We start from the raw sequence: 22541 nt of genomic DNA, 5'->3' as shown, positions 1-22541 counted from the left end.
CCTCGGGGCAATCACGGGGGGAGGTTTTGCCAGCCCCCGTGCGCGCCCGCAAGGCTCCATGAGGTCACTGCCTGGTCTTGAGATAGGCGAGCAGATTGGCCCGGTCTTCCGGCTTCTTCAGGCCGGCATAGGCCATCTTGGTGCCGGGAACCTCCTTCTTGGGGTTCTCGATGTAGGTGAGGAAGAGCTCGTCCGTCCAGGCCGGGTGGGTCTTGGCGAAGTCCAGCATGGCGGTGGAATACTTGTAGTCCGGCACGGAGGCGACGGTGCGGCCGATCACGCCCTTGAGCGTTGGCCCGATCTTGTTGACGCCCTTCTCGACGTCGTGGCAGGCCTTGCACTGGGCAAAGACCTTCTCGCCCTTGGCGGCATCGCCTGCATCCTGGGCGAGTGCGGCGGCGGGCAGCACCAGCAGCGACACGAGCGTGATCGTCAGTCGGGTCATGGCTTCACTCCATTGATCTTTCGTTGCATTGGCGGTCGGACGCGGTTTAATTCCCCTGCCTTTAACGCTGCAATTCACGAAAAGATCACGCATGCTCACAATGCCCGTCCCTGACGAGGACACGATCCGGCGCCGCTCGGCCATCGCTGCGGCGCTGCGCCGCATCGTGCCGGGCGAGGGCGTGATCGAGGCGCCCGTGGAAATGCGGGCCTTCGAGACCGATGGGCTCACCGCCTACCGCCAGATGCCGCTGGTGGTGGTGCTGCCGGAAACCACCGCGCAGGTCGCCGCCGTGCTGGAATATGCCCACGAGAATGGCATCAAGGTGGTGCCAAGGGGCGCGGGCACCTCGCTCTCGGGCGGGGCGCTGCCGCTGGCCGACGGTATCCTGCTCGGCATGGCCAAGTTCAACCGGGTGCTGGAGGTCGACTATGCCAACCGCTGTGCGGTGGTGCAGCCCGGCGTCACCAACCTCGCCATCACCAAGGCCGTGGAGCACAAGGGCTTCTATTACGCGCCCGACCCCTCCTCCCAGATCGCCTGCACCATCGGCGGCAACGTGGCGGAAAATTCGGGCGGCGTGCACTGCCTCAAATACGGCCTCACCGCCAACAACGTGTTGGGGCTGGAGATGGTGCTGGTGACGGGCGAGGTGATCCGGTTGGGTGGCAAGCATCTCGACTCGGAAGGCTATGACCTGCTGGGCGTGATGACGGGGTCCGAAGGCCTGCTCGGCGTCGTGACCGAAGTGACCGTGCGCATCCTGCAGAAGCCCGAGACGGCGCGCGCCGTGCTGGTGGGCTTCCCGACATCCGAGGACGCGGGCCAGTGCGTGGCTGACGTCATCTCCGCCGGTATCATCCCCGGCGGCATGGAGATGATGGACCGCCCCGCCATCCATGCTGCGGAGGACTTCGTCCATGCCGACTATCCGCTCGACGTCGAGGCGCTGCTGATCGTCGAGCTCGACGGACCGCAGGTGGAGGTCGACCACCTGATCGAGCGCGTCTCCGAAATCGCGCGCGCCAACAATTCGACGACGCTGCGCATCTCGACCTCGGAGGAAGAGCGCCTGCTGTTCTGGGCAGGCCGCAAGGCGGCCTTCCCCGCGGTGGGGCGCATCTCGCCCGACTACATCTGCATGGATGGCACCATTCCGAGGAAGCGCCTGCCGGAGGTGCTGCAGGGCATGGCGGAGCTGTCACGCCTGCACCGGCTGCGCGTGGCCAATGTCTTCCATGCGGGCGATGGCAATTTGCATCCGCTGATCCTGTTCGACGCCAATGACCCTGACGAGCTCGACCGCGCGGAAAAATTCGGCGCCGACATCCTGCGCCTCTGCGTGAAGGTGGGCGGCGTGCTGACGGGCGAGCATGGCGTGGGCATCGAGAAGCGCGACCTGATGCCGGAGATGTTCTCGGAGGGAGACCTCGCGCAGCAGATGCGCGTCAAATGCGCCTTCGACGACAAGGGGCTGCTCAACCCCGGCAAGGTCTTCCCCACGCTGCACCGCTGCGCCGAGCTGGGCCGCATGCATGTGAAGGGCGGAACACTCCCCTTCGCGGATATTCCGAGATTCTGATGGGTGCCGTGCTGAAGCCTGCAACGCCAGCCGAACTGGCCGAAATGATCGCCGCGGCGGAAGCGCCGCTGGAGATCATCGGCACCGGCACCAGGCGCCACATCGGCCACCCGGTGCAGGCGGCGGCGACGCTGGACATGTCGGGTTTTTCGGGCATCATCGCCTATGAGCCGGAGGAACTGATCCTCGACGTCCAGGCCGGGACCCCGCTGGCGGAGATCGAAACCATGCTGGCGGCGCGCGGCCAGCAGCTGGCCTTCGAGCCGCCGGATTTCTCCGCCCTGCTCGGTGCCGCGCACAGCGGCAGCATCGGCGGGCTCGTGGCCTCCAACCTGTCGGGACCGCGGCGCATCAAGGCGGGCGCGGTGCGCGACCACATTCTCGGTGTGCACGGCGTGACGGGTGCGGGCAACGCATTCAAGGCCGGTGCGCGCGTGGTCAAGAACGTCACGGGCTATGACATGCCGAAGCTCGTCACCGGCTCCTGGGGCACGCTCGCGGCCCTTACCTCGGTGATCCTCAAGGTGCTGCCCGCTCCGGAAACGGAGGAGACGGTGGTGCTGCGGGGCCTCGACGACGCGCAGGCGGTCGAGGCCATGAGCCTTGCCATGCAGTCGCCCTGCGAGGTGTCGGCTGCGGCTTACGTTCCGGATGAGGCCGTCTACCTCCGCCTCGAGGGCATCGCGCCTTCCGTCGCCTATCGCCGCGACCAGCTGGGCAGGGTGCTGAAGCGACCGATCGAGGTGATGGCGGCGAAGAGTTCCGCCACCACCTGGAAGGCCATCCGCGACGGCGCGATGTTCGCCGGGAACCCGCGCCACCCGCTGTGGCGCATCTCGGTGGCGCCGTCGGATGCACCTGGCATCATCAGCGCACTGAGGGACAAGCTCGACATCCGCTATCTCTTCGACTGGGCCGGCGGGCTCGTCTGGCTGGAAGTGCCGCCGTCGCATGATGCCACGGAAGCCCTCGTGCGCGGCAGCTTCCGCGCGGGGCATGGGACGCTGGTCCGCGCGCCCGAGGCCACGCGCGCGGCGGTCAATGTGTTCCAGCCGCAGGAGGCAGCCCTCGCCGCACTCTCGGCCCGGGTGAAGGACGCCTTCGACCCGCGCCACATCCTCAACCCCGGCCGCATGTATCGGGGGCTCTGATGCAGACCAACTTCACCGCCGAACAACTGGCCACCCCGCGCATCGACGCCGCGAACCAGATCCTGCGCAAATGCGTGCATTGCGGCTTCTGCACCGCCACCTGCCCCACCTATGCGCTTCTGGGCGACGAACTCGACTCACCAAGAGGCCGCATCTACCTCATCAAGAACATGCTGGAGTCAGGTCAACCGGCCGATGAGAAGACGGTGAAGCACCTCGACCGCTGCCTCTCGTGCCTGTCCTGCATGACCACCTGCCCCTCGGGCGTCAACTACATGCACCTCGTCGACGAGGCGCGCGCCCATGTGGAGGAGACCTACAGGCGGCCGCTGTTCGAGCGCCTGCTGCGCAATGTACTGGCCTACACCATGCCGCGGCCCGGGCTGTTCCGCCTGTCGCTGATCGGCGCGAAGATCGCCTCGCCGCTGGCACCCGTGGCGAAATCCTTCGGCGCCACGCGCATTGCGGCACTCCTCGGCCTCGTGCCGAAGCGCATGCCCACGCCGGAGCGCATGGGCCAGCCTGGCACCTATCCCGCACAGGGCGCGAGGAAGGGCCGCGTGGCGCTGCTGATGGGCTGCGTGCAGAGCGTGCTCGACCCCGGCATCAACGCCGCCACCATCCGCCTGCTCACGCGGCTCGGATACGAGGTGGTCGTTTCGGGCGAGGAGGCCTGCTGCGGGTCGCTCACCCATCACATGGGGCTGGAACAGGATGCGCTGGCCCGCGCGCGCCGCTCGATCGACCAGTGGACGAAGGCCGATGTCGATGCGGTGATCATCACGGCATCGGGCTGCGGCACCACCATCAAGGATTATGGCCACATGCTGCGCCATGATGCGGCCTATGCCGAGAAGGCAAGGGCCATCAGCGCCAAGGCGAAGGACGTGACCGAGTTCCTCATGGCGCAGGACCTGCCCGCAGCGCAGGGCGGGTTGCGGCTCGCCTATCATTCCGCCTGCTCCATGCAGCATGGCCAGAAGATCAGGACCGAGCCGCAGAGACTGCTGCGGCGCGCCGGTTTCACCGTGGTGGAGGTGCCCGAGGGTCACCTGTGCTGCGGTTCGGCAGGCACCTACAACATCCTGCAGCCAGAGATCGCTGTCCGGTTGCGCGAGCGCAAGGTGGCGAACATCGAATCCCTCGCCCCCGAGGCCATCGCCACCGGCAACATCGGCTGCATCACGCAGATCGGGCTCGGCACGAAGATCCCCATCCTCCACACGGTGGAACTGCTCGACTGGGCCTATGGCGGCCCGCGCCCGGCCCGGCTGGCGGGAACCTGAGGGCAGGCTGTTCCGTTGCGGCGGTCTCAATGCAGGAGGCAGCCATGCTCAAGTGGGCACTCATCTTTCTTGTCATCTCGGTGATCGCCGGCGTGCTCGGTTTCACCGGCATCGCAGCCGGCGCGGCACAGATCTCGAAGATCCTGTTCTTCATCGCCATCGCCATTTTCGTGATCTTCCTCATCATGGGGCTCATCGCCGGCGAAGCGATCTTCTGAAGCGCGAACCAATCCCCCCGGTGCCCCGTTACGCCCCTGCTTCACGGAACAGGGGAAAGGGATGCGCAGGATCCGCTACTGCTACAAGCGCAACCGCGGCATGTGGGGGCTTGCCTTCCCGCATGAATGGCGGATCGAGATCGACCCAGCGCTGGATGACCAGACCCTGCTCGACATCGCCATCCACGAGGCAGCACATGTGGTGCTGCCGGATCTCGACGAAGCCCAGGTCGACAGGCTCGGCCGCCACGCGGCCGACCTGCTGTGGCGCATGGGCTTTCGCCGTGCCAGCGAGGAGTGAGGGAACCGTGTCCCCCGCTTCGCATTCCGGACTTCGTACTAGGCCGGGAGTTGCTGCCATGGTGAAGAGAATTCGTTATCAGGAGAACCGCGCGCCCCGCCGGCGCCGGGAGATGCGCGGGCTCTGGCTGCTTGAGCCGCTGGATGGTGCACTGATCGGTGCAGCACTTGCCGCCATTCTGTGGCTGCAATGGATTGCCCAAGCGTCATAAGTAGAGTTACTGATGCCAAGTTGAATTTTCCTCGCTTGCGCGATGGCATCGTCACAAATTATTCTGAAGGCTGCAGTTGCAAATCAGCGCTGCAAGGGGGACGGACGTGAATATCGACATCACCATCGGCGAGGATGACGGCGCGCTCGATGAACTTCACGATGCGCTGGCCCGCGTCAAGGCACAGACCCACGTGGTGCGGCTGGCCATGGCCGGCATGGGCGACGAGCGCGACATGCGCGCCATCATGTCGTCGCTCGACGCGATCAACGACGATCTCACCCAGGCCGAGGCGATGCTGAAGCGCTGAGAAGAGTGGTACCGCCTCCCCGGCTCGAACGGGGGACCCCTAGATCCACAATCTAGTGCTCTAACCAACTGAGCTAAGGCGGCATCACTGGCGGCGGGGCTGCGAGGCCCCGCGCTCGGGGGCGTTCCTAGCCCCAGTCGGCATGGATTTCAAGCCAACAAAAAGGCCCGCGTCGAAACGAGCGGGCCTTGGGAGTTTGGTGCACCGGCCGGGGAGGACGGCCCGTGCACCGGCAATGCGGATCAGGCCACCTTGGAGAGGCTGGCGAAGGACTTGGTCATCTGCTCCTGCACCGGCTTCATCGATTCCTTGGCGAGGGCAACCGACAGCTCCGAGAGTTCGGCGGCCTGGCGCTGCAGCGTCTCGGCCTGCTCCTTGAAGAAGCCCTGGTGGAGGTTGACGGCTTCCTGCGGGTCGCGCACGGCGAAGAGCTTGCGCGCGAAGGCGAAGCCGGAATTGATGTTCAGCTGCACGAATTCCATCGACTTCAGCTGGATGTCAGTGACGCGGTTCTTGTAGGCATTGGCCGCGGCGTCCATCAGCTGGACGTTGCCATGGGCCACTTCCGAGACCTTCTCGAAGGCGCCCTGCGCCTGATCGAGGGTCTTCTGGGCAAAGGACGCAACCTGCTCGGCAACCTGCTCGGTGGCCTTGGTCACGGTTTCGGTGGACATTTCGGGCTTGGCCTTCTTGGTCGACATGGGTGCTTCTCCTGTTGGCCAGGCGTGGTCTCTGCCTGCCTGATGGGCAACCATATAGGCCAGATTATTGTGCAGTGCAACATAAATATTGCATTGCGGCCGCGCACGCCCGCCCGGGCCGCCTGAAAATTAACCGGATGTTGCCGAATTCCTTTATTTTTTCGGTTAAGCCATCGTAAACATCTGGGCGCAAGTTTTGGGGTGAGCCTTGGCCGACGCCGCGACACCGACGCTGGAAGACCTGAGGGACGTGCCGGAGGCCGCCTGGCTGTGGGATGCCGGGCGCGGCCGCATCGTCTGGGCCAATCCGGCGGCCATCGCCTTCTTCGGCGGCGCCTCGCTGTTCGACCTCATCGACCGGCCCTTCGACGAGCAGGAGCCGGGCGTCGAGGCGCTGATGAACCTGTCGCGCAGCCTGCATCGCGGCCAGGTGGAGACGGTCGAGCTCAAATTCCCCTCCGCCGCCAGCGAAGTCCCCCTCACCTGCCGCTGCATGATCCATGCGCTGGCCGATGGCCGGCCGGGCGTTCTGGCCGTCGCCCGCTCCACGGCCGGCGCGGGGCTGGCCCGGGCCGATGCCGACATGGCGGCTGCCTTCGACCTGCTGCCCTCCGCCGCCATTCTCGTCGGGCGCGATGGCGGCTTCCGTCACCTCAATGCCGCGGCCCAATTGCTGCTGGGGGCCAACCAGCGGGGTGCGCTGGGCGACCTGCTGGGCGAGCAGGCCCAGGCGGACCAGCTGCTGGCGCGCATTGGCGCTGCCGGCACCGTGGTGCAGCACCGCGCCCTTGCGGTGCGCATCGGCATCCGCGACATCCGTCTCACCGCCCGCCGCCTGAACCGCGAGGCCGAGGGCGCGGCCTTCGCCATGCTGCTGCTCGATGACGTGACCGAACGCCGGGCGCTGGAGCTGAAGCTCTCCGGCGCCGAGCCCGCAGCGGCTGCCGCCGCGGCGCCACAAGCCGCCCCGCCGCCGCCGGGGGCCGCCGCAGCGGGCTCCGGCGCCCTGTCCGAGGCCGATGCCGCCGCCTTCGAGAAGCTGGGCAAGACGCTGGAGGCAGAGATCCGCGAGGCCAAGCCGCGCCCGCCGGCCCGCGCCGCTGCCCCGCCCGCGCCGGAGGCGCCACCGCCTGCGCCGCCGCGCCGCAAGCTGCAGCGCATTCCCGACCAGGTGCGGCTGCCGCTGGAAAACCGGCCCGAGGCGGTGCTCGTCGCCAAGGATGGCCAGCTGCTCTATGCCAACCCCGCCGCGGCGCGCCTGTTCGGCTATGAAACCGGCGAGGACGTGATCAACGACCAGGCCCTCTCCAACCGCTTCGGCCAGCTCGGCCAGGCGCTGCCGCGCGCCGAGATCGTCACCGACGGCGGCAGCGAGATCGAGGCCAGTGTCCAGATGGTGGTGATCCCGTGGCTCGGCGGCCCGGCGCGGCAGTTCCTGCTGCTGCCGGCGGCGCTGTCCCGGCCGGAGCTCCGCCTTGCGCCGGCCGCAGCGCCCGCCAGGGCGCCCGCCGTGCCGCCGGCACCCGAGGCAGCGCCTGCCACGGTCGAGACCATCGCCCCGCCCGAGGCACAGCGTGCCAGTGCCGAGGTGATCCAGCTGCCCATGCGCCAGCAGTCTGGCGACGCCGACCAGGAGCTGCGCGCCATTCTCGACACCGCCGCCGACGGCATCATCACCCTGGACCAGGACGCGAAGATCCACACCTTCAGCGCCGGGGCCGAGGCGATCTTCGGCTACCGCATCGCGGATGTTGCCGGAAAGCCGCTGTTCGACCTCCTGTCGCCCGACAGCCGCAAGGTGGTGCGCGACTATCTGGCCGCACTGCAGGGCCCGGGCCTTGCCGCGGTGTTCAATGACGGGCGCGAGGTGACCGCACTGGTGAACCACGGCGGCACGGTGCCGCTGTTCATCACCATCGGCCGGCTGCAGGCCACCCGCTCGCAGGCCGCCTTCTGCGCGGTGGTACGCGACATCACCCAGTGGAAGAAGACCGAGGCCGAGCTGCGCGAGGCCAAGGAAAAGGCCGAGGCGACGAGCCGCCAGAAATCCGAGTTCCTCGCCTCCGTCAGCCACGAGCTGAGAACACCGCTCAACGCCATCATGGGCTTCTCGGAAGTGATGCGGCTTGGCCGCTTCGGCGAGATCGACAACGAGAAGTACCGCGGCTACGTGCAGGACATCCACGCGAGCGGCGCGCATCTCCTGTCGCTCATCAACGACCTGCTCGATCTCTCCAAGGTCGAGGCCGGCAAGCTCGAACTCAATTTCACCGCCGTGTCGCTCGGCGACGTCGCCGACTATGTGCTGAAGCTCATGCAGGAACAGGCCACCGCGGCCCGCGTGGTGCTCAGGAAGTCGATGCCGGCAGACCTGCCCAACGTGGTGGCCGACCTGCGCTCGATGCGCCAGGCACTGCTGAACCTCGTCTCCAACGCCATCAAGTTCACCGATGCCGGCGGCCAGGTGGTGATATCCGCCCAGCTCATGGGCAATGGCGAGCTGAAGCTGCGCGTCAAGGACACCGGCATCGGCATGGACGAGGACCAGCTGCGCGGCGCGCTCGAGCCCTTCGGGCGCGTGATCACCGAAGGCCGCGAGGTGCAGGGCACCGGGCTCGGCCTGCCGCTCACCAAGGCGCTGGTGGAAGCCAACCGGGCGCGCCTGGCGCTGGCCAGCGAGCCGCGCAAGGGCACGCTCGCCGAGGTCACCTTCCCCACCACCCGCGTGCTGGCGGAGTAACACCGCCATGACCGCCGCCCAGCTTGCCAGGGGTCCGGCAAAAGGCCCGCCCCGCCCGTTGAGCGAAAGGCTGTTCGCCGTGGCGGCGCTGGTCATCGGGCTGGCGCTGGTGCTGCCCGTTCTCACCATCATCGTTCTGGCGCTGATGCCGACCGAGAATGTCTGGCCGCACCTCATCTCCACCGTGCTGCCGGGCTATGTGCTGCGCACCGTGGCGCTGATGGCGGGGGTGGGCGTCATCACCTTCATCGTCGGCACGGGAACGGCATGGCTCGTCACCATGTGCCGCTTCCCCTTGCGGCCGCTCTTCGTGTGGGCCTCGCTGCTGCCCATGGCCATGCCGGGCTATATCGTGGCCTATGCCTATGTCGATTTCCTGAGCTATGCCGGGCCGGTGCAGACCGGCCTGCGCGGCCTGATGGGCTGGACCGCCAAGGGCGACTACTGGTTCCCCGAAATCCGCTCGCTCGGCGGCGCCATCTTCGTGCTGTCGATGGTGCTCTATCCTTACGTCTTCCTCACCGCGCGGGCGAGCTTCATCCGCCAGCCGGCAACGCAGCTTGAAGTCGCGCGCGCGCTCGGCCGCACGCCGTGGGGCGCCTTCCGCAACGTGGCGCTGCCGCTCGCCCGGCCCGGCATCGCGGTGGGCGTGTCGCTGGCGCTGATGGAATGCCTCAACGACATCGGTGCCGCGGGCTTCTTCGGCGTCCGCACGCTGACGCTCGGCGTCTACACCACGTGGCTGTCGCAGGGAAACCTCGGCGGCGCGGCACAGATTTCCGCCGTCATGCTGCTGTTCATCTTCGTGCTGCTGTGGATCGAGCGGCAGGCGCGGCGGCGGCAGTCCTTCGTGCTGCCCGCCCAGCGCCCGCGCCAGCCTGACCGCATCCGGCTGAATGGCTGGCAGCGCGCACTCGCCGTCGTCGTCTGCGGGCTTCCGATCCTCATCGGCTTCGTGGTGCCCGCGCTGATCCTGATGCACTTCGCCATGTCTCGGCTGGAGGATGCGCTGTCGGCCACCTACCTCAGCGCGGTCTATCACTCGCTGCTGCTGGCGGTGCTGGCGGCGGCCACCGCCGTGCTGCTGGGCCTCATCCTCGGCTATGCCAACCGCGCCATGCATTCAGGCCTCACCAAGCGGGTGATCCGGCTTGCCGCCACGGGCTATGCCATTCCCGGCACGGTGCTGGGCATCGGCGTGCTCATTCCACTGGCCGCCTTCGACAACGCGCTCGACAGCTTCCTGCGCGAGCAGATCGGCGTCTCCTCGGGGCTCCTGCTGTCGGGCACCATCGCGGCGCTGGTCTTCGCCTATGTGGTGCGCTTCCTCGCGGTGTCCTTCGGGGCGATCGAGACGGGGCTGCAGAAGGTGACGCCCAATGTCGCCGCGGCGGCGCGCACCCTGGGGCGCGGTCCCATCGCCGCCTTCATCGAGGTGCACCTGCCGCTGCTCAGGCCGGCGCTGGCATCAGCGGCACTGCTCGTCTTCGTCGACTGCATGAAGGAACTTCCGGCGACGCTGATCCTGCGGCCCTTCGACTTCGAGACGCTGGCAACTTCCGTCTTCATGCTGGCCTCGCTCGACCAGCTGGAGGAGAGCGCGCTGCCCGCCCTCACCATCGTCGCCGTGGGGTTGCTGCCGGTGATCCTGCTGTCGCGCACCCTGCACGATTCGCACAGCACGAACTGAAGGCTACCTCTGCAGCTCGGCGATCCCCGCGAACAGGTCCAGCGCTTCCGGGTTGGCCAGCGCCTCCTTGTTCTTGACCTCCCGGCCATGCACCACGTCGCGCACCGCGAGCTCGGTGATCTTGCCGGACTTGGTGCGCGGGATGTCGGCGATGGCGATGACCTTGGCCGGCACATGGCGCGGCGAGGCGCCGTCGCGGATCTTCTTCTTGATGCGGGCCACCAGTGCATCGTCCAGCGTGACGCCGGGCCTGAGGCGCAGGAACAGCACCACGCGCACGTCGCCATCCCAGTCCTGGCCGATGGCGATGGCCTCGATCACCTCCGGCACCTGCTCGACCTGGGCATAGATCTCCGCCGTGCCGATGCGCACGCCGCCGGGGTTCAGCGTGGCGTCCGAGCGGCCATGGATGATCATGCCATCGTGCGGCGTGATCTCGGCGAAGTCGCCATGGCACCAGATGCCGGGGAAGCGCGCGAAATAGGCGTTGTGATATTTCGATCCATCCGGATCGTTCCAGAACATCACCGGCATCGAGGGGAAGGGCTTGACGCAGACGAGCTCGCCCTTTTCGCCGCGCACCGGCCTGCCCGTCTCGTCATAGACGTCGACGGCCACGCCCATCATCGCGCCCTGGATTTCGCCGCGCCATACGGGTGACAGCGGGTTGCCGCCGACGAAGCAGCCGCAGATGTCGGTGCCGCCCGAGATCGAGGCGAGCTGGATGTCCTGCTTGATGCCGGCATAGACGAAATCGAAGCTCTCGGCCGAGAGCGGCGAACCGGTGGAGAGCATGGCGCGAAGGCTGTCGAGCCTGTGCGTCTCCTTCGGCATGAGGCCGCTTTTCTTCACCGCGTCGATGTACTTGGCCGAGGTGCCGAAGATGGTCATGCCCTCGTCGTCGGCATAGTCGAAGAGCACGCGCTCGGAGGGATGGAAGGGCGAGCCGTCATAGAGCAGCAGGGTGGCCCCCGCGCCAAGGCCGGAGACCAGCCAGTTCCACATCATCCAGCCGCAGGTGGAGAAGTAGAACAGCTTGTCGGATGGCCTGGTGTCGGTGTTCAGCACATGCTCGGAGAGGTGCTTCAGCAGGATGCCGCCGGCGCCGTGGACGATGCATTTCGGAATGCCCGTGGTGCCCGAGGAATAGAGGATGTAGAGCGGATGATCGGGGGGCAGCTGCGCGAAGCTGATCGGCGCATCGCTCTCGCTGCTCACGAAATCGGCGAGGGACTGGCCACCCGGCAAGAGCTTCGCCACCTCATCGGCCTCGCCGATGTAGTCGATCACCAGCGCCCGCTCGACGCTCGGCAGTTCCTTCAGCACATTGCCGACCTTCTCGCCCATGCGGATGGTCTTGCCGGCATAGTAATAGCCATCGCAGGTGATGAGGATCTTCGGCGCGATCTGGCCGAAGCGGTCGAGGATGCCGCGCTCGCCGAAGTCCGGCGAGCAGGACGACCAGATGGCGCCCAGCGAAGAGGCCGCGAGGAAGGCGATGATGGATTCGGGCATGTTGGGCACGATGGCGCAGATGCGGTCACCGGCCTTCACGCCTGCCGCGGCAAAGGCGCGGTTGAGCTTCGCCACCGCCTTGTTGAGTTCCGCCCAGCTCATCCGCCGCTTCACCCTGTCCTCGCCGCGGAACACCAGCGCATCGCCATCGTCGCTCCGGCGCAGCATGTTCTCGGCATAGTTCAGGCGTGCGTCGGGGAAGAACCTGGCACCCGGCATCTTCGTGCCGTCGGTGATGATCCGCTCGCCGCGCGTTTCGGCCTTCACCGCGCAGAAGTCCCACAGCCTCGACCAGAAGGCCTCGGGCTCCTCCACCGAATAGCGCAGCACCTCCTCGAAGCGGGTGAAGCCCAGCGGCGCCATGAAGCGGGCGAGGTTCGAGGCGGCGATCCGCTCCGGTCCGGGGGTCCACAAAGCACGTTCGGTCATGTAAGGCACTCCAGGGTGGCGGTTGCGCTTGGCTCTAGTCATGTCACGAAAGGGCCGCAAGTCCCGCCCAAAAGCGGCGCGATTTCAGGAGTTTCCGATGTACGACCGACGGCTGGCTGCAACTGGCGCGGCAATTGCCCTGGTGGCGGCGGCGATCATCGCCTTCGTCCTCGTCACGCCGCGCATCGCCGCCGGCGGCCTCGCCGCGCTGGCCCAGCAGCAGCTGGGCCGCGCCGTCACCGTGCACGGCGCCACGCACCTGGTGTTCTCGCCCCTGGCGCTGCGTGTCGAGGAGGCCGCGCTGTCAGGCCCCAAGCCCGATGACGACAGCTTCGTCATGGCCCGCTCGGCCATCATTCCGGTGACGCTGGGGCAGCTCTTCGGCGCGGCACCCGCGGCACCCGCCATCACCCTCGAGGGGGCCGAGTTCGCACTGCTCGTCAGCGAGCGGGGCGAGGCCAGCTGGGACTTTGCCGGCAAGGCGCCCGGCGCCATGACCATCACGCTCGACCAGTCGCGCTTCCGCTATTTCGATGCCCGCAACGGCCAGAGCATGGAGCTTTCCCATGTCGACGGCACGCTGAACCTGCGCGCTGACGGCGGCGCCGGCTTCGCGGGCAGTGCCGTCATCAATGGCCGGCTGGTGCGCATCGATGCCGACCTGAAGTCGCTGGCGCGCGTCAATGCCGATGGCTCGCCGCTCGAACTGGTGCTCTCCGCCCGGGAGGGCAGCGCCAGCTTCAGCGGCCGCCTCGCCACCGCCAAGGTGCTGAGCCTCGCGGGGCCGGTCAGCCTGTCGAGCGATGATCCGGCCGCGGCGCTGCGCCTCATCGGGCTGCCGCTGCCGGAGGGCAGCGCGGTCGGCGCCAGCATTGCTGTCGATGGCGCGCTGGACAGTGCCGGCCGCGCCTATGCCATCCGCAACGCCACTTTGTCGCTCGGTGCCTTCCGGGCGGTGGGCGACATGTCGGTGGACCTGCGCAGCGGCCTGCCCAAGCTGCAGGCGCGGCTGGCCGCCGACACGCTGTGGCTCGACGGCTTCGTGCCCGCGGCCGGCGCCACGGCGACGGACTGGGGCCGCAGGCCGCTGCCCTTCGCCCTGCTCCGGACCTTCGATGCCGAACTCAACATCGGGGCGCGGCAGCTGGCCTATGGCCCGGTGGCGGCGGGCCCGGCGCGCGTCATCGCCACGCTCGCCGGCGGCAAGCTGCAGGCCACGGTCGAATCGCAGCTGCCGGGCAATGGCACGCTGAACCTCGACATCACCGCCGATGCAACCACCCTGCCGCCGGCGGTCAGCCTCAGCCTCGCGGCGGAGGATACGCCGGTGCAACCGCTGCTGGGCGCGCTCACCGGGGCAAGCAAGCTCACCGGCACGGGCGACCTGGTGGCCGACCTTTCCGCCACCGGCACCACCCAGGAGGAACTGGCGGGCACGCTGAAGGGCACCGCCCGCATCGGCATCGCCGCCGGCAGCATCCAGGGGGTCGACATCACCGCCCTGTTCCTGGCCGCGAAGCAGAAGATCCTCGAGGGCTGGCAGGCAGCGCCGGGCGCCACGCCCTTCGACAACCTCAACGCCAGCGCCACCATCGCCGACGGCATTGCCACCATCCGCGATGCGAGGCTGGAGAGCCCGGCCCTCACCGTCACGGCCGAGGGCATCCTCGACGTGCTGCGCCAGGGCATCGCCATGGCGGGCAGCGGCTTCGTCAACGGCCAGCCGCTGCTGCCGGTGCCGGTCGTCGCCAAGGGGCTGTGGGCCAGGCCGCAGGTCTATCCCGACATCCCCAACATCCTCACCAACCCGGAGGGTGGCTTCGCGCGCCTGCAGGAAGCCGCACCGCTGCAAGGCAATTGAAGCGCAGCGCCAACAGGGGCATGACAGAGCCATGATCCGCGTCCAGCAAGAAGCCTTCGACCCCGGCGCCGAACTGAGCCGCCTGAAGCAGGGCAGCACCTCCATCGGCGGCACCGTGATGTTCCTCGGCACGGTGCGCGACCTGTCTGACGGCACCGACGTCCGCGCCATGACGCTGGAGCATTATCCCGGCATGACCGAGAAGGCGCTGGCGGAGATCGAGGCGGAGGCGCAGCGCCGCTGGCCGCTCGACGCGACACTCATCATCCACCGCTACGGCCGCCTCGAACCGGGCGAGGACATCGTGCTGGTGATCGCCGCCTCGGCGCACCGCGAGGCTGCCTTCGAGGCCTGCCACTTCCTCATCGACTGGCTGAAGACCAAGGCGCCGTTCTGGAAGCTCGAGGAAAACGGCGAGGGTGCGGCCTGGGTCGCCGCCAAGGACAGCGACGACGACGCGGCGCGGCGCTGGACAAAGTGAGGCGCAGCAGACCCGCGCGGCGCGCGCCCAGGCCGTGGTGGCGCAGCCTCGCCGAAGGTGCCGTGATGCTGCTGCTCCTCGCCGCCATCACCTTCCTGGCGCGGCAGTCCGGCCTGCTGCCCGACGAGACCGGTGCTTTCACCGCCGTCGATGGCGACTCGCTGCGCAAGGATGGCAAGGACTATCGCCTGCACGCCATCGACGCGCCGGAACTGTTCCAGACCTGCTGGAAGGCGGACGGCAGCAGCTATGACTGCGGGCGGGAAGCGCGCGATGAACTGCGCCGCCTCATCCGCAATGCCACCGTCACCTGCCAGATCCTCGACACCGACCGCTATGGGCGCTCGGTCGCCGAATGCAGCGCGGGCAGCGTCAACCTCAACGACGCCATGGTGCGTGCCGGCTGGGCCATCGCCTATACCCGGCACGGCCTCGACCATGCGGCAGCCCAGGCCGAGGCCCGCGCGGCGCGGCGCGGCATCTGGCAAGGCAGGTTCCAGACCCCGGAAGACTGGCGCAGCGCCAACCGCCAGGGCGTGATGGCAGGGGACGGCGCCGACTAGCTAGCGGCGCAGCGGCCGCTCGGCGCAGATGGCATTGCGCATCGCCGTGGCCGCAATCGCCGCCTGTCCCATGGCGGTGGCGATCTGGTCCAGGCCCTTCACCACGTCACCCGCCGCATAGAGGCCTTCGACGGAGGTCATCTGGTGGCGGTCCACCAGCACCGCGCCATCCGGCGCGGTCTGCGCGCCGGCAGCGCGTGCCAGTTCGGAGCGCAGCGCCGTGCCGAGCGCGGCATAGAGCGTGTCGAAGCAGTGCGTCTCGCCTGCCACCTGCAGCGCGATGTCGTCGCGGCCAGCGACAATGGCATCCACCGGTCCGTCGATCGCCGCAATGCCCCACTCCGCCAGGGCCGCACGCCGGGACTCGTCGAAGCCATGCGGGCCACTGGGAGCGACCAGCGAAACGTCGCGTGAAAAGCTGCGCATGAACTGCGCCTCGGCAAGCCCGTGCGGCCCGCTGCCGAGCAGCGCCACGCGGCGGTCCGTCACCTCATGGCCATCGCAGACCGGGCAATAGCGCAGCAGGCCGCAGCGCAGCGCGTCGTCATGCGCGTCGGGCTTCATCTTCGGGGCAAGGTTGATGACGCCGGTGGCCAGCAGCACCCGGCTGGCACGCCAGTGCCGATCGCCCGCCGTCAGCGCGAAGCCGCCGTCCTGTGGCGCCAAGCCTTCCACCGTGTCGGCCCGCATCCGCGCGCCGAAGCCTTCCGCCTGCACCCGCATGCGGCGCAGCAGGTCACGCCCGCCCACCCCCACCGGAAAGCCTGCGAGGTTGCGGGTGAGCGGAATGAGGGCGGCCCGGCTGCGGCCATCGTCGAACACCGCGACGGAAAGATGGAAGCGCGCCAGGTAGATCGCTGCGGAAAGCCCTGCCGGGCCACCGCCGATCACGATGCAGTCGAACTCCGCCACGTCACCACCTTTCACAGCCGGGAGTCGCAACGGCGGTGATGGGGGTACGGTTCCGCCGCAACTTCAGCGCTGGTCGTTGTAGCGCGGCTTGCTGAGGCCCACCTGGCGGGCCAGCTCGCCGAAGCTCACGGCGGCGCAGTCCTCGTCGGCATTGGCAAGCCGCAACAGGCGGATCGGAAAGCACATGGCATCACGGTTGGCGAGCGCGATATCCGCGTCCTGGAAGCGGTCGTCGGAGGTGATGCGGGCTTCGGCACGGCGCAGCGCGGTGTCGATCTCATGGGCGGAGGCGAGCCCCTTCTCGACCAGCATGCGGTTGAGCGCCGCCACGGCCATGAGCAAGCCTTCGAGCTGGAGATTGGCCTGGTTCATCGGCACACTGCCTCCATGATGGAAACCGATGGAACGGACGGAGCGGCGGCGGGTTCCGGCGCCATGCCCGATCAGAGCTTCTTCATGCGTGACGCCCGCGAGGTGGCAGCGGCGATGATCGGGCTCGAGCTTGTCTGCGGCGGGGCGGGCGGCATCATCGTCGAAACCGAGGCCTATCTGCGCGACGATCCCGCCTCGCACAGCTTCCGTGGCCTGACGCCGCGCAACGCCGCCATGTTCGGTCCGCCGGGCTCGGCCTATGTCTATCGCATCTACGGCATGCACTGGTGCCTCAATGCCGTGTGCCTGCCGGGTTCCGCCGTGCTGATCCGCGCCCTGCAGCCGACGCGCGGGCTGGAGCGGATGTCCGAACGCCGCGGCCGCGAGAACCCGAAACATCTCTGTTCGGGGCCTGGCAAGCTGGCCGCGGCACTGGCCATCGGCAGCGCGCAGAATGGGCTGTCGCTGCTGGCTCGGCCCTTCGGCCTCAACCCCGCGCTGGGCAACGTGCCGCTGGCCACCGGGCCGCGCATCGGCATCAGCCGCGCGGCGGAGGTGCCGTGGCGTTTCGGCCTTGCGGGTTCGCCGTTTCTCAGCCGCCGCTTTGCTACTTCGTGAGCACCACGGCATCGCCGGTGATCACTGGCAGCCTGCCGGCAGGCGGCAAGGTGCGGCCCACGCCGAAGCACTGCTTCTTGCCGTCATTGGGGCAATAGAAGCACTTGCCGGACTGGCGGCTGCAGCCTGAAATATCGCCATTGTCCTTGTTCTTGGTATAGCCGCAACCGGCGGTGCGGTTGCAGGCCGAAAGCACGGCGCTGCGTGAAGCAGCCTCGGCGGGCGCTGCGGCGGGCCACAGCAGCGCAGACACCATCACTGCCGTGCAGAGGATGGACAGGGAACAACGCATGTCATTCTCCTTCTCGGAGCTTGAGGTCATGCCGTCCGTCGCGAAGTCTAGTGCGGCGTGCCGCCCGCAGCCACGGCGCTCCGGTGGAGACTTCAGGAGCGTCGGTCGTTTCGCTTGCTGCGTGCAGCCCCGGATCACGCAAATGTTTGGTTGACGGGCATCAACCACATCGGGAATTCTGCCACCTCCAAGTGAACAGTTGGCGGTACTCTTGCAAAGACGCAGTTTTCTCATCTCGGGCGCCGGGCTGGCGGCAGCGGCCCCCCTGCTCGCACGGCCCGCCGCCGCACAGCTCGTCAACAAGCTCGCCTATGACCTGAAGAATGGCGAGTTCAACTGGTTTCCGGAGCGCTCGGAAGGCGGGCCCATCCTGATCATCGTGTCGATCCCGGACCAGCTGGTGCATGTCTACCGCAACGGGATCCGCATCGCCGCCTCCACCTGTTCCACCGGCAAGCCGGGCCACCGCACGCCGACAGGGGTGTTCCAGATCCTGCAGAAGGACAAGCACCACCGCTCCTCCACCTATTCCAACGCCCCCATGCCCAACATGAACCGCCTGACGTGGAGCGGCATCGCGCTGCATGCCGGCAACCTGCCGGGCTATCCCGCCTCGCATGGCTGCGTGCGCCTGCCGATGCAGTTCTCGGAACTGCTGTTCGACATCACCCGCAAAGGCATGACGGTGGTGATCGCCGACGAGCATTCGCAGCCCGCGGCCGTCACCCATCCCGGCATGGTGCTGGGCGATTATGCGCGGCGCGAGTTCGCCGCCGTCGACACCGCCTTGCTGAAGGACCAGTACGGCGCCGGGCATGCTGCAAAGCCCACCGTCACCAGCGTCGTGGTGAGCAGCAGGGACAAGAGCGTCACCGTGATGGAGGACGGGCACGTGGTGGCGCGCGGAAAGGCGGCGATCTCCGGCGGCGGCAAGCCGCTGGGCGAGAATGTCTACACCCTCACCGGCGCCGACAGGGCGGATGACAGCCTCACCTGGTCGAGTGTGGGCTATGGCAAGACCGACCGCGAGGACATGGGGCGTGAACTCCGGCGCATCACGGCCGACCAGAACGTGCGCGGTGAAATCCGCAAGCGCATGCAGAACGGCATGACGGTGGTGACGACGGACCAGCCCAACACCGCATCCCACCGCGCCAACGACTTCACCATCCTCGAAGGGGTCTACTGACGCACGCCACGCCTGCGCCCTGAATTCTTTCCTGCTCACACTGCAAACAAGGAGACACCCATGAAACCCTTCACCCTTGCGGCCGCCGCCACCCTTCTCGCCATGCTCGCCACGCCGGCCCTGGCCAATCCGCCGAAATTCACGGCGAGCTGCCCCACCGGCATCGAGGTCAAATCGAACGGCAAGGGCAAGGTGAGGATCAACGGCACCAAGGCCACGGTGAAGACCTTCAGCTCCACGGCCTGGGAAGCCCGCGCCAATGGCGTCAGCATCGACTTCGGCGTCGATGGTTCGGAGCTCACCGTCACCTATACCGGCAAGGGCGGGGCCAACGGCATCTGCCAGGTGACGAGCAGTGCCGCCCCCAGCAGCAGTGGCGGCGCTGGCGGCAATCTCACCCTGGCTCCCAGCAAGGACCAGGAGGCCTGCCTCGCCGCGGTCTCGAACAAGACCAACAATGGCGAGGTGGTGGTGCTCGACACCAACAGCTCGGAAGCCAACAACACCGTCATCATCGGCGTCGGCAAGGACAAGGCGCGGTGGCAGTGCCTGGTCAAGAACGGCCGTGTGGCCGAGGTGATGTCGCTCACCGACGAGGGCGCCCTCTAGCGCCCGCGACCCCGCCGCGATCCATCCGTCTGCAGCTCAGGCGTGTGTGAGGCCTGCGACGGATGGTTCAACTTTCGATCTGTGGTTTCAAATCCCGGCACAATGTAACAGCGCCGCAGCAGGGATGCGCTGATCGCCACAGGCTGTCAGCAATGTGTAAGTTTCCACCGGCCATGGTGCCGGCGGTCGGTGCCGCGCGGGGGCGTGGCCCGGTTTCAATGTCAGGTTACGGAAGGTGCGCAGCATGTTGGTGAGGATTCTGCAGGCGATTCTCGTTGTCTCCGCGGTGATGGCCGCGGGCCTCAGTGAAGCCGCCGCCCAATCCGTCATCGGGGTGGAGCGCGCCGGCCAGGGCTTCTACAAGCGCCTGTGCTCGGATGCGCCCGCTGCCGGCCATGCGCGCTGCCATGGCGAGATCGCCACCGACCAGGCGGGCCGCCCGCTGGCCGCGGGGCTGCGCCCCTTCAGCCGCAGCACGCTCGGTGCCGTTCCCTATTTCGCGCGTGACCTGTGGTCGGCCTATTACGGCACCATCACCATGCCAGCCGTTCCCGCCGGCGCACGGCCCACGGTGGCCGTGGTCGCCGCCTATGGCTATGGCCAGGCAGCCACCGACCTTGCGACCTACCGCCAGCTCAACAACCTTCCGCCGCTGTGCACGGCCACGCTCACCACGGGCTGCGTGCGCTTCACCAAGCTCAACCAGTCCGGCGTGGCGGGCAATTATCCGATGGCCTCCAGCAGTTGGGCGCAGGAGCAGGCCCTCGACGTCCAGATGGTCAGCGCCATGTGCCCATGGTGCAACATCGTGCTGGTCCAGGCCAACTCGGCGAGCTACGCCAATCTCGGCAAGGCGGTGCTGACGGCCAGCGCCTTTCCGGGCGTCATCGCCATCTCCAACAGCTATGGCGGGTCGGAAACCGGCTCCAGCCTCTATTCCGCCTTCTACAGCCCGGTGAACACCATCACCAACGGCTATGCCGGAAAGCTGCCCGTCCACATCGCCGTCACCGTCAGCTCGGGCGACAGCGCCTATGCCGGCGGCACCGAGTTCCCGTCATCCGCACCCTATGTGCTCTCGGTCGGCGGCACGTCGCTGACCTATAACGGATCATGGTCGCAGACCGCCTGGGCCAAGGCCGGCAGCGGCTGCAGCAAGATCTACAGCCAGATGGCCTGGCAGAGCCCGGTGCTGCCCTCCACCGCCTGCGTCGGCCGCGTCGCGTCGGACGTCTCCGCCGTGGCTGACATCAACACCGGCGTCTTCGTGGTCTATCGCGGCAGCTACTTCCGCTTCGGCGGCACCAGCGTGGGCGCGCCCATCATCGCCGGCATCATCGCCCAGCGCAACGTGGCGATCCGCCTGACGCTGAGTTCCGGCACCGTCGCCTCCTCGGTTTATCCGAACAAGGGCGGCACCACCGTCGCCACCGGCTATGGCAGGAACCTCTATGCCCAGCGTGGCGCGCTGCGCGATGTCACCTCCGGCAGCACCGGCACCTGCGCCATCGGCTTCCTGTGCAAGGCGGGCCCCGGCTATGACGGACCCACCGGGCTTGGCACGCCCAACGTGAGCCTCGCGCCGTTCTGAGGCAGGGTTGCTGCGGCCTTAGGTATAAGCACCAGCCCCAGTGACATAAGCACCAGCTGTCTTCGACGCCTCCGGGTTGCTAGGGGAGCCGCAGAAGTTGCCGGATGCGGTCTTGCGCCCATCGGCCTGTTCCCTCGAAGGACGTCGAGACATGAAACACAAGATGCTGCGGGCCATGGCGCTCGCCAGCGCGGTCACCGGCGCGAGCCTGCTGGCCAGCGGCGGAGCCATCGCCGCCAAGCCTACCTGGGAGTGCCGGGACGACCTGCCGCCCGGCAGCAACCGCGGCGCGCCGCGCTGCGGCTATTCGCAGTTCCCGCTGCAGGCACCGGGCGTACTGCCCGCACTCGATCCCGCGCCGACCCCCGGTCCGAGCCCCGGTCCCACGCCCTACGTCTCGTGAGGCGCAGCCGGGCGCCGCGTCAGACGCCCTCGATCGCCAGCGAGCCGACCTTGCTTTCGAGATATTCCATGGCCGCGGCATGTTCGGGCCGCGTGTCGTCACGGCTGGAATGGCACCAGCGCAGCCACAATCCGTCCATGAAGCTCATCAGGTTGCGGGCGATCGCCACGGCATCGCCCTCGATCTGGCGGAAGGCCATCACCTTGGCGATGTGGCTGGCGAATTCCGCCACGTAGTCCTCGTCGCGGGCATAGACCTTCTTGCGGAACTCGGGGTCGCGCAGCATCGCATCGAACAGCGGCAGCCACACCAGCAGGCTCTGGCGCGAGAAATACTGCGGCTCGAAATAGCGCTTCACGATCAGGCGCAGGTTGATGATGGCTACCGTCAGGTTCACCGGTTCGCGCCCCGCCGTGTCAGGCAGTTCGAACATCACCGAATCGAAGACGGCGTGCAGCAGACCTTCCATGCTGCCGAAATGCAGGTTGATCATGCCGGGTGAGAGGCCCGCCTCGCGGGTGATGTTGCGCACCGTGAAGCCCTTCATGCCCTGCTCGACGATCACTCGCCGGGCGACATCGACGATCTGTCCGCGCCGCATGTCGCCGGGCAGCTTCTTCAGGTGGCTCGAGAGAATGTCGAGGCGCTTGGCGTCGTCCGGTTCCTGCTGGGCCTCTTCCGCCAGGCGGCCGATCTTTCCCAGCCGGTATTTCACCACTTCCGGCAGGCCGATCATCGCCACTGCCTTGCCTTCCAGCACCACCGGCATGTGGCGGATCTCTCTCTCCGTCATCGCCAGCATCACGCCGATATCGGTGTCGCGCGGGGCGCAGGTGAAGACTTCGCGGGTCATGAAGTCGCGCGCGGTGAGGCCGGCATTCCCGGTGGCCATGGCACGGACGAGGTCATGCTCGGTGATGATGCCGGTGAGTTCCCCCGCCTGGTTCAGCACGACGACGGCACCGGTATCGGGCTCGCCGATCCTGGCCGCCACGGCGCGGATGTCCGCATCCTCGCCGATGGACACGAGCCTGGTGGAACTGCGCTTGACGATCGCCGCAACGGTCATTG

At 67.7% G+C, this 22541-nt stretch carries 24 protein-coding genes and 1 tRNA gene; 17 read left to right on the top strand and 8 right to left on the bottom strand.

Features of this window, described 5'->3' with window-relative positions; genetic code table 11:
- Positions 1–64: 64 nt before the first annotated feature.
- Positions 65–445, bottom strand: a complete 381-nt coding sequence (locus DK847_RS12580; protein WP_161957255.1) for a c-type cytochrome — start codon at positions 443–445, stop codon at positions 65–67.
- A gap of 91 nt (positions 446–536) precedes the next feature.
- Between DK847_RS12580 and DK847_RS12575 the strand changes: the two genes are divergently transcribed.
- The 7 genes from DK847_RS12575 (at position 537) to DK847_RS12550 (ending at position 5504) form a co-directional block, all read left to right on the top strand.
- Entirely contained in the window at positions 537–2027 is a 1491-nt protein-coding gene (locus tag DK847_RS12575; protein WP_111198862.1) for an FAD-linked oxidase C-terminal domain-containing protein, read from the top strand.
- On the top strand, positions 2027–3178 hold the full coding sequence (glcE, locus tag DK847_RS12570) for a glycolate oxidase subunit GlcE (protein WP_111198861.1): 1152 nt from the start codon (positions 2027–2029) through the stop codon (positions 3176–3178). Before DK847_RS12575 ends, glcE begins: the two co-directional genes overlap by 1 nt.
- A complete protein-coding gene (gene glcF / locus DK847_RS12565; RefSeq protein ID WP_111198860.1) occupies positions 3178–4464 on the top strand; it encodes a glycolate oxidase subunit GlcF in 1287 nt (428 codons plus the stop codon). The genes glcE and glcF overlap by 1 nt, the downstream gene beginning before the upstream one ends.
- A 44-nt stretch (positions 4465–4508) precedes the next feature.
- The gene (locus tag DK847_RS12560) at positions 4509–4682 is read left to right on the top strand and encodes a DUF1328 domain-containing protein (protein ID WP_111198974.1); all 174 of its coding nucleotides are present in this window, start codon (positions 4509–4511) and stop codon (positions 4680–4682) included.
- A 61-nt stretch (positions 4683–4743) separates the two neighbouring features.
- The gene (locus tag DK847_RS12555) at positions 4744–4983 is read left to right on the top strand and encodes a hypothetical protein (RefSeq protein ID WP_111198859.1); all 240 of its coding nucleotides are present in this window, start codon (positions 4744–4746) and stop codon (positions 4981–4983) included.
- Between the two features lie 58 nt (positions 4984–5041).
- Positions 5042–5194, top strand: coding sequence for a hypothetical protein (locus DK847_RS20625; protein ID WP_161957254.1), 153 nt, complete (start codon positions 5042–5044; stop codon positions 5192–5194).
- Between the two features lie 106 nt (positions 5195–5300).
- A complete protein-coding gene (locus DK847_RS12550; RefSeq protein ID WP_111198858.1) occupies positions 5301–5504 on the top strand; it encodes a glycosyltransferase family protein in 204 nt (67 codons plus the stop codon).
- A 6-nt stretch (positions 5505–5510) separates the two neighbouring features.
- Here DK847_RS12550 and DK847_RS12545 read toward each other — a convergent pair.
- Both DK847_RS12545 and DK847_RS12540 read right to left on the bottom strand, forming a co-directional pair.
- Positions 5511–5587 (bottom strand) — tRNA-His (locus DK847_RS12545).
- 159 nt (positions 5588–5746) lie between these two features.
- Positions 5747–6205 carry a phasin family protein gene (locus tag DK847_RS12540; protein WP_161957253.1) on the bottom strand — a complete coding sequence of 153 codons (459 nt, stop codon included), beginning with the start codon at positions 6203–6205 and terminating at the stop codon, positions 5747–5749.
- A gap of 208 nt (positions 6206–6413) precedes the next feature.
- Between DK847_RS12540 and DK847_RS12535 the strand changes: the two genes are divergently transcribed.
- Positions 6414–8945: a PAS domain-containing protein gene (locus DK847_RS12535; protein WP_111198856.1), complete on the top strand. Its 2532-nt coding sequence runs from the start codon at positions 6414–6416 to the stop codon at positions 8943–8945.
- A gap of 7 nt (positions 8946–8952) precedes the next feature.
- Entirely contained in the window at positions 8953–10635 is a 1683-nt protein-coding gene (locus tag DK847_RS12530) for an ABC transporter permease (protein WP_111198855.1), read from the top strand.
- A gap of 3 nt (positions 10636–10638) precedes the next feature.
- Here the strand turns inward: DK847_RS12530 and DK847_RS12525 are convergent, their stop codons facing one another.
- Complete coding sequence (locus tag DK847_RS12525) at positions 10639–12579, bottom strand: acetoacetate--CoA ligase (protein ID WP_111198973.1); 1941 nt, start codon at positions 12577–12579, stop codon at positions 10639–10641.
- Positions 12580–12676: 97 nt separating this feature from the next.
- Here DK847_RS12525 and DK847_RS12520 point away from each other — a divergent pair, with 97 nt between their 5' ends.
- The 3 genes from DK847_RS12520 to DK847_RS12510 are packed head-to-tail and all read left to right on the top strand — an operon-like array spanning position 12677 to position 15484.
- The gene (locus DK847_RS12520) at positions 12677–14440 is read left to right on the top strand and encodes an AsmA family protein (protein ID WP_161957252.1); all 1764 of its coding nucleotides are present in this window, start codon (positions 12677–12679) and stop codon (positions 14438–14440) included.
- 31 nt (positions 14441–14471) lie between these two features.
- On the top strand, positions 14472–14921 hold the full coding sequence (locus DK847_RS12515; protein WP_111198853.1) for a molybdenum cofactor biosynthesis protein MoaE: 450 nt from the start codon (positions 14472–14474) through the stop codon (positions 14919–14921).
- Complete coding sequence (locus DK847_RS12510; RefSeq protein WP_146256111.1) at positions 14918–15484, top strand: thermonuclease family protein; 567 nt, start codon at positions 14918–14920, stop codon at positions 15482–15484. Before DK847_RS12515 ends, DK847_RS12510 begins: the two co-directional genes overlap by 4 nt.
- Here DK847_RS12510 and DK847_RS12505 read toward each other — a convergent pair whose 3' ends face one another.
- A complete protein-coding gene (locus DK847_RS12505; RefSeq protein WP_111198851.1) occupies positions 15485–16396 on the bottom strand; it encodes an NAD(P)/FAD-dependent oxidoreductase in 912 nt (303 codons plus the stop codon). It lies immediately after the preceding gene.
- A gap of 63 nt (positions 16397–16459) precedes the next feature.
- Positions 16460–16768, bottom strand: a complete 309-nt coding sequence (locus DK847_RS12500; RefSeq protein ID WP_111198850.1) for a hypothetical protein — start codon at positions 16766–16768, stop codon at positions 16460–16462.
- 15 nt (positions 16769–16783) lie between these two features.
- Here DK847_RS12500 and DK847_RS12495 point away from each other — a divergent pair, with 15 nt between their 5' ends.
- Positions 16784–17386 carry a DNA-3-methyladenine glycosylase gene (locus tag DK847_RS12495; protein WP_204508313.1) on the top strand — a complete coding sequence of 201 codons (603 nt, stop codon included), beginning with the start codon at positions 16784–16786 and terminating at the stop codon, positions 17384–17386.
- Here the strand turns inward: DK847_RS12495 and DK847_RS12490 are convergent.
- A complete protein-coding gene (locus tag DK847_RS12490) occupies positions 17376–17678 on the bottom strand; it encodes a hypothetical protein (RefSeq protein WP_146256110.1) in 303 nt (100 codons plus the stop codon). The two genes, DK847_RS12495 and DK847_RS12490, sit on opposite strands and share 11 nt — an antisense overlap.
- Before the next feature lie 211 nt (positions 17679–17889).
- Here DK847_RS12490 and DK847_RS12485 point away from each other — a divergent pair, with 211 nt between their 5' ends.
- The 4 genes from DK847_RS12485 (at position 17890) to DK847_RS12470 (ending at position 21470) form a co-directional block, all read left to right on the top strand.
- On the top strand, positions 17890–18867 hold the full coding sequence (locus DK847_RS12485) for a L,D-transpeptidase (RefSeq protein ID WP_245414596.1): 978 nt from the start codon (positions 17890–17892) through the stop codon (positions 18865–18867).
- A 60-nt stretch (positions 18868–18927) separates the two neighbouring features.
- Entirely contained in the window at positions 18928–19476 is a 549-nt protein-coding gene (locus tag DK847_RS12480) for a hypothetical protein (RefSeq protein WP_111198847.1), read from the top strand.
- 244 nt (positions 19477–19720) lie between these two features.
- Positions 19721–21067: a S53 family peptidase gene (locus tag DK847_RS12475; protein WP_111198846.1), complete on the top strand. Its 1347-nt coding sequence runs from the start codon at positions 19721–19723 to the stop codon at positions 21065–21067.
- A gap of 151 nt (positions 21068–21218) precedes the next feature.
- Positions 21219–21470, top strand: a complete 252-nt coding sequence (locus tag DK847_RS12470; protein WP_111198845.1) for a hypothetical protein — start codon at positions 21219–21221, stop codon at positions 21468–21470.
- Between the two features lie 19 nt (positions 21471–21489).
- On the opposite strand, the gene DK847_RS12465 is transcribed toward DK847_RS12470, so the two are convergent.
- The gene (locus tag DK847_RS12465; protein WP_111198844.1) at positions 21490–22539 is read right to left on the bottom strand and encodes a CBS domain-containing protein; all 1050 of its coding nucleotides are present in this window, start codon (positions 22537–22539) and stop codon (positions 21490–21492) included.
- Positions 22540–22541 lie beyond the last annotated feature (2 nt).

Source organism: Aestuariivirga litoralis, assembly GCF_003234965.1.
GTDB lineage: Bacteria > Pseudomonadota > Alphaproteobacteria > Rhizobiales > Aestuariivirgaceae > Aestuariivirga > Aestuariivirga litoralis.
Note: the sequence above shows the minus strand (reverse complement) of the source record. Positions and strands in the feature narration are given on the sequence as shown.

Excerpts from the sequence above, each read along its gene's own strand:
- DK847_RS12520 (WP_161957252.1), top strand. The coding sequence starts at position 12,677 with ATGTACGACCGACGGCTGGCTGCAACTGGCGCGGCAATTGCCCTGGTG.
- DK847_RS12480 (WP_111198847.1), top strand. The coding sequence starts at position 18,928 with ATGAAACCCTTCACCCTTGCGGCCGCCGCCACCCTTCTCGCCATGCTC.
- DK847_RS12540 (WP_161957253.1), bottom strand. The coding sequence starts at position 6,205 with ATGTCGACCAAGAAGGCCAAGCCCGAAATGTCCACCGAAACCGTGACC.
- DK847_RS12500 (WP_111198850.1), bottom strand. The coding sequence starts at position 16,768 with ATGAACCAGGCCAATCTCCAGCTCGAAGGCTTGCTCATGGCCGTGGCG.
- DK847_RS12495 (WP_204508313.1), top strand. The coding sequence starts at position 16,784 with ATGATGGAAACCGATGGAACGGACGGAGCGGCGGCGGGTTCCGGCGCC.
- DK847_RS12580 (WP_161957255.1), bottom strand. The coding sequence starts at position 445 with ATGACCCGACTGACGATCACGCTCGTGTCGCTGCTGGTGCTGCCCGCC.
- DK847_RS12515 (WP_111198853.1), top strand. The coding sequence starts at position 14,472 with ATGATCCGCGTCCAGCAAGAAGCCTTCGACCCCGGCGCCGAACTGAGC.
- DK847_RS20625 (WP_161957254.1), top strand. The coding sequence starts at position 5,042 with ATGGTGAAGAGAATTCGTTATCAGGAGAACCGCGCGCCCCGCCGGCGC.
- glcF (WP_111198860.1), top strand. The coding sequence starts at position 3,178 with ATGCAGACCAACTTCACCGCCGAACAACTGGCCACCCCGCGCATCGAC.
- DK847_RS12575 (WP_111198862.1), top strand. The coding sequence starts at position 537 with ATGCTCACAATGCCCGTCCCTGACGAGGACACGATCCGGCGCCGCTCG.
- DK847_RS12490 (WP_146256110.1), bottom strand. The coding sequence starts at position 17,678 with ATGCGTTGTTCCCTGTCCATCCTCTGCACGGCAGTGATGGTGTCTGCG.
- DK847_RS12560 (WP_111198974.1), top strand. The coding sequence starts at position 4,509 with ATGCTCAAGTGGGCACTCATCTTTCTTGTCATCTCGGTGATCGCCGGC.
- glcE (WP_111198861.1), top strand. The coding sequence starts at position 2,027 with ATGGGTGCCGTGCTGAAGCCTGCAACGCCAGCCGAACTGGCCGAAATG.
- DK847_RS12465 (WP_111198844.1), bottom strand. The coding sequence starts at position 22,539 with ATGACCGTTGCGGCGATCGTCAAGCGCAGTTCCACCAGGCTCGTGTCC.
- DK847_RS12470 (WP_111198845.1), top strand. The coding sequence starts at position 21,219 with ATGAAACACAAGATGCTGCGGGCCATGGCGCTCGCCAGCGCGGTCACC.
- DK847_RS12475 (WP_111198846.1), top strand. The coding sequence starts at position 19,721 with ATGTTGGTGAGGATTCTGCAGGCGATTCTCGTTGTCTCCGCGGTGATG.
- DK847_RS12530 (WP_111198855.1), top strand. The coding sequence starts at position 8,953 with ATGACCGCCGCCCAGCTTGCCAGGGGTCCGGCAAAAGGCCCGCCCCGC.
- DK847_RS12525 (WP_111198973.1), bottom strand. The coding sequence starts at position 12,579 with ATGACCGAACGTGCTTTGTGGACCCCCGGACCGGAGCGGATCGCCGCC.
- DK847_RS12555 (WP_111198859.1), top strand. The coding sequence starts at position 4,744 with ATGCGCAGGATCCGCTACTGCTACAAGCGCAACCGCGGCATGTGGGGG.